Source organism: Serratia proteamaculans, from assembly GCF_949794035.1.
Lineage (GTDB): Bacteria > Pseudomonadota > Gammaproteobacteria > Enterobacterales > Enterobacteriaceae > Serratia > Serratia proteamaculans.
Genome location: NZ_OX461105.1, coordinates 5,397,630 through 5,407,376, shown reverse-complemented (window position 1 = coordinate 5,407,376; position 9,747 = coordinate 5,397,630). Strand labels below are relative to the sequence as shown.

Sequence of the window (9,747 nt, the reverse complement as noted above, 5' to 3'; positions counted from 1 at the left end):
GGCGGACTCCACTCGAACAAGATCAATAAAAGAAAAGAATCAGGCTAATTTTTTATAACTCATGATTTTTGACACATACCCGGCATCGGCTGTTTGCCTGTGGGGGATGCGAACCGCCTTTCACGGTTTATGTCCCTCACGATCCCCGCTTGAGAGATCGCGATCGGAATGACGGATCATAGCGCAATCCGCGCAAGAGATCCTCCCCTTCATCACAGATTAGATCCATTTTATCCACAGGCCCCGGCCTGCGGCGATCTTTTCGCCAGCCTCGTTAAATTGCAGGCAAAATCCCGCGTGGGGAAAGGGATTTTTTACATTGTCAACCGGTTATACCCTGTTATCCACGCAAGATCCTTGCTTTTCCCCCGAAGGATCGCATCGGGATCCTTGCGATTTACCTCCGAGTCCGTATAATCTTCGCCCTACGTGTGTACCTGGTTCCTAAATGGTGTGTCATTAACCAGACAGGATTCTGCGGTGACCACGGGCCAATACCGGATTTTACTCCGAATTGGCAGACAACCAGGTAGGCTAGCGCAATGTGAATTGACTCAGGACTGTACAATTATTACAATCCCGCCTCTTTATATATTGCGATTGAGGCGTCGGTCGTCTTCACGCCGAATAGCCAAACGCGTTTACTGATCAGTAATTATTTTAAGTTTAGGTAGAAATCGCCATGAAACGCACTTTCCAACCGTCCGTATTGAAGCGTAACCGTAGCCACGGTTTCCGTGCTCGTATGGCAACCAAGAATGGTCGTCAAGTTCTGGCCCGCCGTCGTGCGAAAGGCCGTTCTCGTCTGACTGTTTCTAAGTAATAAAAGCTAACCCGCTGAGTGGTTAAGCTCGCTTTTCCCAGGGAGTTACGTTTGTTAACTCCCACTCACTTCACTTTCGTCTTCCAGCAGCCACAACGGGCTGGCACGCCGCAAATCACCATCCTCGGCCGCCTGAACCAGCTGGGGCATCCCCGCATCGGTCTTACCGTCGCCAAAAAACACGTCAAACGCGCGCATGAACGCAACCGGATCAAACGCCTAACCCGCGAAAGCTTCCGTTTACTTCAGCACGAGTTACCGGCGATGGATTTTGTCGTGGTGGCCAAAAAAGGGATAGCGGATTTGGATAACCGCGCGCTGACGGAAGCTTTGGAAAAATTATGGCGTCGCCACTGTCGCCAGGCTCCCGCATCCTGATCGGGCTGGTGCGGGCTTACCAGCTCGTCATCAGTCCGCTGCTTGGGCCTCGTTGTCGCTTCCAGCCGACATGCTCTCATTACGCAATTGAGGCATTAAGCAGGTTTGGCATGATAAAAGGCAGTTGGTTAGCATTGAAACGCGTATTAAAATGCCACCCCTTGAACCCAGGTGGCGATGATCCCGTGCCGCCGAAACCCGACGATAACAGAGAACACTAACGATGGATTCGCAACGCAATCTTCTCCTCATCGCTCTGCTGTTCGTGTCTTTCATGATCTGGCAAGCCTGGCAAACGGACAATGCTCCGCAACCAGTCGCGCAGACCACGCAACAGACTTCGAACACTGCTACCGGTGATGCCGCAAGCTCAGCAGTTCCAGCCAGTGGCCAGGGTAAACTGATTACCGTTAACACTGACGTGCTGTCGCTGACCATCAACACCCGTGGTGGTGATATCGAGCAGGCTAAACTGTTGGCCTACCCGGACACTCTGGGTTCATCGACGCCATTCCAATTGCTGGAAACCACACCGTCATTTGTTTATCAGGCGCAAAGCGGCCTGACCGGCAGAAACGGTCCGGATAACCCGGCAAACGGCGAACGTCCTCTGTTCCAGGCGGCGCAGGACAGCTACACCCTGCCGGAAGGCCAGGAAGAGCTGCGCATTCCGCTGACCTTTACCGGTAAAGACGGTGCCATCTACACCAAGACTTTCGTGCTCAAGCGTAACCATTACGCGGTTGGCGTTGACTACAACGTCGACAACAAAAGCACCACTCCGCTGGAACTGACCCTGTTCGGCCAACTGAAGCAGACCACCGAGCTGCCTAAGCACCGTGACACCGGCAGCAACAACTTCGCCCTGCACACCTTCCGTGGCGCGGCATACTCTTCCAGCGATGACAAATATCAGAAGTATGCGTTCGATAAGGACGAGAACCTGAGTGTGACCACGCAGGGCGGTTGGGTTGCGATGCTGCAACAATACTTCGCCACCGCATGGGTACCGGCCACTCAGGGTAGCAATACCTTCTATACCGCCAAGCCTGGCGACAACCTGTCCACCATCGGCTTCAAATCTACTCCGGTAGTGGTACAGCCTGGTGCGCAGCAGCAACTGAACGCGACCCTGTGGGTTGGCCCGGAGCTGCAGGATCAGATGGCCCAACTGGCGCCGCATCTGGACCTGACCGTGGATTACGGTTGGTTGTGGTTCATCTCCCAGCCGCTGTTCAAACTGCTGAAGTTCATCCACGGCTTTATCGGTAACTGGGGCTTCTCAATTATCATCATCACCTTCATCGTGCGTGGCATCATGTACCCGCTGACCAAAGCGCAGTACACCTCGATGGCGAAAATGCGCATGCTGCAGCCTAAACTGCAGGCGATGCGTGAGCGTATCGGTGATGACAAACAGCGCATGAGCCAAGAGATGATGGCGCTGTACAAGTCTGAGAAAGTGAATCCGTTGGGGGGTTGTCTGCCGCTGGTTATCCAGATGCCAATCTTCCTGGCGCTGTACTACATGTTGATGGGCTCGGTTGAGCTGCGCCATGCGCCGTTCGCCCTGTGGATCCATGACCTGTCGGCGCAAGACCCGTACTACATCTTGCCAATCCTGATGGGCGTGACGATGTTCTTCATCCAGAAGATGTCGCCGACCACCGTGACTGACCCGATGCAGCAGAAAATCATGACCTTTATGCCGGTGATCTTCACAGTGTTCTTCCTGTGGTTCCCGTCCGGTCTGGTGCTGTACTACATCGTCAGTAACCTGGTGACCATCATCCAGCAGCAGTTGATTTACCGCGGCCTGGAAAAACGTGGCTTACACAGCCGCGACAAGAAAAAGACCTAAGCGTATTGTAGGGGTTCGGCGCGCTGAACCCTTGCAGCGATAGATAAGAGGCGGTCATTAAGACCGCCTTTTTGCATATTGAATTGTCAGAGAGAGTCACTATGAGCACCACCGATACCATCGTAGCCCAAGCCACTCCGCCGGGACGCGGCGGCGTCGGCATTCTGCGTATTTCCGGCCGTGGCGCCAAAGACGTGGCCCAGGCCCTGCTCGGTAAGCTACCGAAGCCGCGTTACGCCGATTACCTGCCATTCCGTGATGCAGAGGGTGCGACCCTCGATCAGGGCATTGCGCTGTGGTTCCCGGGGCCCAATTCGTTTACCGGCGAAGACGTGCTGGAACTGCAAGGCCACGGCGGCCCGGTGATCCTCGATCTGCTGCTCAAACGCGTACTGGCGCTTCCCGGCATGCGTATCGCGCGGCCCGGCGAGTTTTCCGAACGTGCATTCCTCAATGACAAGCTGGATCTGGCACAGGCCGAGGCGATTGCCGACCTGATCGACGCCAGTTCCGAGCAGGCAGCCCGCTCAGCCATGAACTCGCTGCAGGGGGCTTTTTCCACCCGCATCCACCAGCTTGTGGAAGCACTTACTCACCTGCGGATCTACGTGGAAGCGGCCATCGACTTCCCCGATGAAGAAATCGACTTCCTGTCTGACGGTAAAATCGAAGCGCAGCTCAATGGCGTCATGGCCGATCTGGACAACGTACGCGCCGAAGCGCGCCAGGGCAGCCTGCTGCGTGAAGGAATGAAGGTAGTGATCGCCGGGCGACCAAACGCCGGTAAATCCAGCCTGCTGAACGCGTTAGCTGGCCGAGAGGCAGCCATCGTTACCGATATTGCCGGGACGACCCGTGACGTTCTGCGTGAACATATTCACATCGACGGCATGCCGTTGCACATCATCGACACCGCCGGCCTACGTGAAGCCATCGACGAAGTGGAGCGCATCGGCATCGAACGTGCGTGGAATGAGATCGAACAAGCCGACCGCGTGCTGTTTATGGTCGATGGCACCACCACTGCGGCCACCGAACCGGCGGAGATTTGGCCAGAATTTATGGCGCGTCTGCCGCACCGTCTGCCGATCACCGTGGTACGTAATAAAGCCGACATCACTGGTGAAACGCTGGGTATGACCGAAGTAAATGGTCACTCACTTATTCGCCTGTCGGCGCGTACCGGTGAGGGCATCGATCTGCTGCGCGACCACCTGAAGCAGAGCATGGGCTTCACCAGTAATATGGAGGGCGGCTTCCTGGCCCGCCGTCGCCACCTGCAAGCGCTGGAACAAGCGGCCCAGCATCTGGTCGAGGGCAAAGAACAGTTAGTGAGCGCTTACGCGGGGGAGCTGTTGGCCGAGGAATTACGCCTGGCCCAGCAAGCGCTGAGTGAAATCACCGGCGAATTCACCTCCGATGACCTGCTGGGACGCATCTTCTCCAGCTTCTGCATCGGCAAGTAAGCCATCAAATACCGCCGATGCCGGCTTTCTCCGCCAGAGCGGGTAAATTTTTTACCTGCTCTCGGTGATTGATGCCTGAGCGGCCGGTCACAGCACCCTTCAGGGCCAGCGCGATATACTGAGTGACAAAAGATCCCCTCTCAGGAAAGAGCAGCATGGCATTAACCCTCAGAGTGTTACTGGAAAATCGGCGTGCCGCAGGCGTGGACCCATCGCTGCGGGTGAAAGCCGGCCTAAGCCTGTTGATTCAGGATGAAACGGACTCGGTTTTGTTCGATACCGGCCCTGATGACAGTTTCCTGCATAACGCAGAGCTGATGGGCGTCGACCTGTCCGGGCTAACCGCGACGCTGCTGTCACATGGCCATTATGACCACTGCGGTGGCGTCCCCTGGCTAGCCGATAACAGCCGTATCATCTGCCATCCGCACATCGCCAATGAACGCTATTCGGCAGTGAAACTGCTGGGTAAAACCCGGAAAATCAAAAAATTATCGCTGGATATCGATTACTCACGGCATCAAATGGAGTACAGCAGTGAACCACTGCATATCAGCGAACGTTTTATCTGGTCCGGAGAAATCGCGGTTGCCGAGCCAAAGGCCTATGGCGTAATCAGTGGCAAAACGGAGGCGGTGGATTACGTTAGCGACGAGGGGGTGCTGATTTATAAGTCCGATCGTGGGCTGGTTATTATTACCGGCTGTGGGCATCGTGGGATCATTAACATCGTGCGTCATTGCCAAAAGATCACCGGGATCAATAAGATCCATGCGTTGATCGGCGGTTTCCACCTGCGCTGCGCCTCACCGCGCCTGTTATGGCAGGTCAGGCATTTTCTGAGTCAGCAAAAACCGGATAAGATCATGGGATGCCATTGTACCGGCACATGGGGACGGCTGTGGCTGCCGGAGATGATATCACCGGCGACGGGAGACACTTTCGTTCTGGAATAAAACGCTAACAAGCACATTAGTTTTACCGCCATCCCCCTGAACAGGGTCCGCTATCTCCCCTGGCTTGCCAAAAATCACCTAAGCTTATCTCAGCGATTTCTGTCGGGAGAGATAAGAAAAAATGAATGAACCACTGGATTTACTGGGTATCGGCCTTGGCCCTTTCAACCTCAGCCTGGCCGCCCTGGCCTATGAAAGTGGTGCCCTCAATTATACCTTCCTCGATCGAAACGCCAGCTTCCGTTGGCATCCCGGCATGCTATTGCCTTCTGCCTATATGCAGACCTATGTGCTGCAGGATCTGGTCACAGCGGTGACACCCCGCAGCCAATTCTCCTTTATCAATTACCTGGTCGAGCAGAAAAAAATTTATCGTTTTTTGATCACCGAACAGCAAATTATCAGCCGTGAAGAGTTCTCGGACTACCTGAGTTGGGCCTGCGATAGATTAGATGGGCTACAGTTTTCGCAGTCGGTTGAAAGTATTGATTTTGACGATGACCAGCAGTTGTTCGAGGTACGCACCCTCAACCAGACCCTGTGGGCGAAGAATATTTGCCTGGGTACCGGCCACGACCCCTGGTTACCGGCGGAGTTTTACCCGGCGCTGGGAGAGAATTGTCTGCATGCCGCCGAAATAGCCATTCGCAATCCAGATCTGACGGGTAAACGGGTGGCCGTAATTGGGGGGGGTCAAAGCGGTGCAGATATTTTCCTGAACGCGCTGCGCGGTCACTGGGGAGAACCGGCGCAACTGGATTGGATTTCCCGCCGCCCGAACTTCCAACCGCTGGACGAGTCCGCTTTCACCAATGAATATTTCACCCCGGAATACGTCGATTATTTTTATACGCTGCCGCAGGATATTCGCGAACGCGAAATCAGGACACAGAAACTGCCTGCCGACGGTATCAGCAATCATACGCTGCGCACGCTGTACCGAGAGTTATACATGCGTTTCGATGTCATGCATCAGCCACGCAATGTCCGTCTTTTGCCGCACCGCACGCTGCTGGCAATCGAACCGACGGATAAGGGCTATCAGCTGCGTACCCGCCACGGTTTGGAAAATCGCCAGGAAGGATTTCATGCCGACATCGTTATTTTAGCGACAGGTTACCGCCCTTCGCTCCCATCCTGTCTAAAACCCCTGTTGCCGCGCATTCCCTTTGACGATCAGCAGCATTTGCCGCTGCTGCCGGATTTTAACCTTGAGTGGCAAGGACCTGAACAGAATCGTATTTATGCGGTGAATGCCGGTATACATAGTCACGGCAGCGCCGAGGGTGGGCTCAGCCTGATGGCCTGGCGCTCTGCCCGCATTCTCAATCATCTCCTCGGTAAACCCCATTTTGATTTGACGCCTAACGCATCAATGATCCAATGGTGGAGTGACGCTGCACCGGACAATAATATTGAACAGGAAGATAAATAGGATAAAACGCATACTGTTTTTTAATGATAAATCCGCGACTTATGCTTAATCTAACCCCCCTGCGTTTTCTGCTGCCCCTCTGTCATGGAGTGAATAATGGCGTGTCATTTTGCCCGATGGATCCCCACATCCACCGCACTGGATACCCGGAGACTCTCCGCAGACGTGGTTGCTGCGACCGCTTCTTTTTCCGTTAAACGCCGCCAGCGCTTCCTGCAGGGGCGCATCCTGCTCGCTGAGATGATGTTCTATCTTTATGGGCTGCCGGTATTACCCTCTATCGCCACCACCCCAACCGGCCGCCCCTGTTTCGTCGACAATCACCTGCCCGATTTCAGCCTGGCCTATGCCAGCGATACGGTGGGGGTCTTGCTCAGCCAGGAAGGCAAGGTAGGGCTGGATATTGAAGTCATGCGCGCCCGCGGCGGGCAACATAAAGAGCGGCAGCACCAATACCAAACGCCGGCCGAAAGCGCCTGGATCAGTGCGCAATACGATCGACTGGAGGCAGAAACCCAGCTGTGGAGTATCCGCCAGAGCGTGCTGAAACTTTCCGGCCTGGGTAATAGCGGGCAGTCGACGCTGCTGCTGCATCCTTTTTCCGGCCATCTGCGCTCCAGTATCACCCCCCAGGTCCATGTGATGAGCGATGCCGATGAATACCTGAGTTGGGCTTGTGCGCGTGAACCCAGCCTTGAGCGCTTAATCTGTTGGCAATACGAAGCGGACAAAGGCCTGCAGAAGCACGGCGAAATCTCCCCGCGAACCCCAGCCATCTCCACCCGCTTTGTGAAATTAACCAGTCTGGCACTCCACCGCTGACATCGGCGATTAATGACGGATCCGTAAGATAAAACTTTCTTTAACGGATAAATTTCTGCATAAAACTGCAAAGTCAGCTAAATATTCAGCAATCATCTATTCTCACTGCCCTTCTTGCCCTACTATCTTCGGGTGTTCTAAGCTGAATCTGTTCATTCGAAAGGGAGAATCACCATGTCAGACCAAGCATTAAAAATCGTCACCCTGCTCGGCAGTTTACGTAAAGGCTCTTACAACGCGATGGTCGCCCGTGCCTTACCCGGCCTTGCCCCACAAGGTGTTACCATCGAAGCACTCCCCTCTATCCGTGATATCCCGCTGTACGATGCCGATATGCAGCAGGGAGAAGGTTTCCCCGCCGCGGTGGAAGCCATTGCCGAACAAATCCGCCAGGCTGACGGCGTGATCATCGTAACCCCGGAATATAACTATTCGGTGCCGGGCGGATTGAAGAACGCCATCGACTGGCTTTCCCGTCTGCCAAATCAACCCTTGGCCGGTAAGCCAGTGGCTATTCAGACCAGCTCAATGGGGCCAATTGGTGGCGCACGCTGCCAGTATCACCTGCGCCAGATCCTGGTGTTCCTCGACGCAATGGTGATGAACAAACCAGAATTTATGGGTGGCGTGATCCAGAATAAAGTGGACGCGCAGACGGAAGAATTGAATGACCAGGGTACGCTGGACTTCCTGACGGGGCAGCTGTCCGCCTTCAGCGATTACATCCGTCGTCTGAAATAAATGTCTTTTTTGACGCCTTCAGCAAAAATTGACTGATGGCGTCATTATCATGAGAAAAAAATCGCCAACCCATTAAAAATAAAGTCATTAAATTATGTATTTTTTTATTTTAGCCATATTACTGGCTTTCATCACCAGACCACTACTAGCCACAGAAATGCATTATCCCGCCGGAGAAGAGCCGATCGAGCTGCCGGTACATAGCCCGCTTAGCACCCAGTTACCCCGCACCGCACAGAGCCAGGAAGATAAAAAGATCGCCGCCATGTCGTTGTATCTGACGCTGATGCGTGAAGATGGCCGTAACGTATGGGCACCTTACCAGTTGGCGGCCTCCTCAGCAGAAAAGGGCCAGACCGAATTGGCAGAGCGTTATCTGCAACTGAGCGCCGATCGCGGGTTGTGGTATTACTACAATCTGTTGGAGGACGACGCCTTCAACAACATCCAACACAGCAGCACCTATCAGTCGATTCTGGCGATAACCAAAGCGCGCTATCTGCAACATGCGCATTGGTTCGAAGGCAAAGCCAGCTACGCCATACCGGACGGTACACCTCCACCCGGAGGCTGGCCAACGGTGGTGTATCTGCACGCCTATGGCAAAAGCGCCGGTATCACGCCTGAAGAGCGCCTGTTTTTCAGTGAGATCGGCGTCGCCTATGTTGAGATCAACGGCACCCAGATGCTGTCAGAAAACTGTTTCCGTTGGTCAAATTACAGTGATGAAAGCACTCAGAGCGCAATTCAGCGGGCTTTGCAGCCGTTAACCAAAGAATTAAAGCTCAACCCTCAACAGGTCTACCTTACCGCTCGTGGTCAGGGCGCAATGCATGCCGCCAATCTGCTGGCCAAGTACCCGCAACTTTATGCCGGAGCGATGCTGATCGCCCCTAATGGCGAGATCAAACAGGCACAGCAATCGCTGGCAACCCATAAGCGGCTGGTGGTGGCGTACTACGATCGGCAAAATTTCAGCGATCAGGCGTTGGCGATGCACTTCGCCAATCTGTTCAGTGAGAATAATCAGGTAGAGGCTTTGCATTTTGCCCAGGGTGAGAACCCCGATGGCGGCTGGCAGGCACGTTTCAAACGGCCGTTGCAGTGGATGCTGCATCAGGCGCCCGACGCAACGCCGGGCGCCTGATGTGACTACGCGCATTGGCTTGCAGGCTATGAGAAAGTTGATTATTAGGGAGAGCGTGCCGAAGGGGTCGTAGCAGCTTCAGCTGCCGACCAATTTGCCGGGAGCAAATTGGAACGAC

11 protein-coding genes are annotated in these 9,747 nt (G+C 54.4%); 10 read left to right on the top strand and 1 reads right to left on the bottom strand.

Going from position 1 to position 9,747, the window contains the following annotated elements:
- Positions 1 to 682: 682 nt before the first annotated feature.
- The 5 genes from rpmH (at position 683) to mnmE (ending at position 4,528) form a co-directional block, all read left to right on the top strand.
- Positions 683 to 823 (top strand): 50S ribosomal protein L34, encoded by a 141-nt coding sequence (gene rpmH, locus QOT07_RS25155; RefSeq protein WP_003849659.1) that lies wholly within the window; start codon positions 683 to 685, stop codon positions 821 to 823.
- An 18-nt stretch (positions 824 to 841) separates the two neighbouring features.
- Positions 842 to 1,201, top strand: a complete 360-nt coding sequence (gene rnpA / locus QOT07_RS25150) for a ribonuclease P protein component (protein WP_025123954.1) — start codon at positions 842 to 844, stop codon at positions 1,199 to 1,201.
- Positions 1,165 to 1,422 (top strand): membrane protein insertion efficiency factor YidD, encoded by a 258-nt coding sequence (yidD, locus tag QOT07_RS25145; RefSeq protein ID WP_012004505.1) that lies wholly within the window; start codon positions 1,165 to 1,167, stop codon positions 1,420 to 1,422. The genes rnpA and yidD overlap by 37 nt, the downstream gene beginning before the upstream one ends.
- A gap of 2 nt (positions 1,423 to 1,424) precedes the next feature.
- Complete coding sequence (yidC, locus tag QOT07_RS25140; RefSeq protein WP_085120151.1) at positions 1,425 to 3,062, top strand: membrane protein insertase YidC; 1,638 nt, start codon at positions 1,425 to 1,427, stop codon at positions 3,060 to 3,062.
- 101 nt (positions 3,063 to 3,163) lie between these two features.
- On the top strand, positions 3,164 to 4,528 hold the full coding sequence (mnmE, locus tag QOT07_RS25135) for a tRNA uridine-5-carboxymethylaminomethyl(34) synthesis GTPase MnmE (protein ID WP_219015039.1): 1,365 nt from the start codon (positions 3,164 to 3,166) through the stop codon (positions 4,526 to 4,528).
- 4 nt (positions 4,529 to 4,532) lie between these two features.
- On the opposite strand, the gene QOT07_RS25130 is transcribed toward mnmE, so the two are convergent.
- Complete coding sequence (locus QOT07_RS25130; protein WP_219015038.1) at positions 4,533 to 4,685, bottom strand: hypothetical protein; 153 nt, start codon at positions 4,683 to 4,685, stop codon at positions 4,533 to 4,535.
- On the opposite strand from QOT07_RS25130, the gene QOT07_RS25125 reads away from it, so the two are divergent.
- The 5 genes from QOT07_RS25125 (at position 4,684) to QOT07_RS25105 (ending at position 9,629) form a co-directional block, all read left to right on the top strand.
- The gene (locus tag QOT07_RS25125) at positions 4,684 to 5,484 is read left to right on the top strand and encodes an MBL fold metallo-hydrolase (RefSeq protein WP_099064428.1); all 801 of its coding nucleotides are present in this window, start codon (positions 4,684 to 4,686) and stop codon (positions 5,482 to 5,484) included. The genes QOT07_RS25130 and QOT07_RS25125 overlap by 2 nt on opposite strands.
- 121 nt (positions 5,485 to 5,605) lie before the next feature.
- The gene (locus tag QOT07_RS25120; RefSeq protein ID WP_099064427.1) at positions 5,606 to 6,919 is read left to right on the top strand and encodes a lysine N(6)-hydroxylase/L-ornithine N(5)-oxygenase family protein; all 1,314 of its coding nucleotides are present in this window, start codon (positions 5,606 to 5,608) and stop codon (positions 6,917 to 6,919) included.
- Between the two features lie 96 nt (positions 6,920 to 7,015).
- Positions 7,016 to 7,741: a 4'-phosphopantetheinyl transferase family protein gene (locus QOT07_RS25115; protein WP_099064426.1), complete on the top strand. Its 726-nt coding sequence runs from the start codon at positions 7,016 to 7,018 to the stop codon at positions 7,739 to 7,741.
- A gap of 174 nt (positions 7,742 to 7,915) precedes the next feature.
- Positions 7,916 to 8,482 carry an NADPH-dependent FMN reductase gene (locus QOT07_RS25110; RefSeq protein WP_099064425.1) on the top strand — a complete coding sequence of 189 codons (567 nt, stop codon included), beginning with the start codon at positions 7,916 to 7,918 and terminating at the stop codon, positions 8,480 to 8,482.
- Between the two features lie 94 nt (positions 8,483 to 8,576).
- Entirely contained in the window at positions 8,577 to 9,629 is a 1,053-nt protein-coding gene (locus QOT07_RS25105) for an alpha/beta hydrolase (RefSeq protein ID WP_207978734.1), read from the top strand.
- Positions 9,630 to 9,747 lie beyond the last annotated feature (118 nt).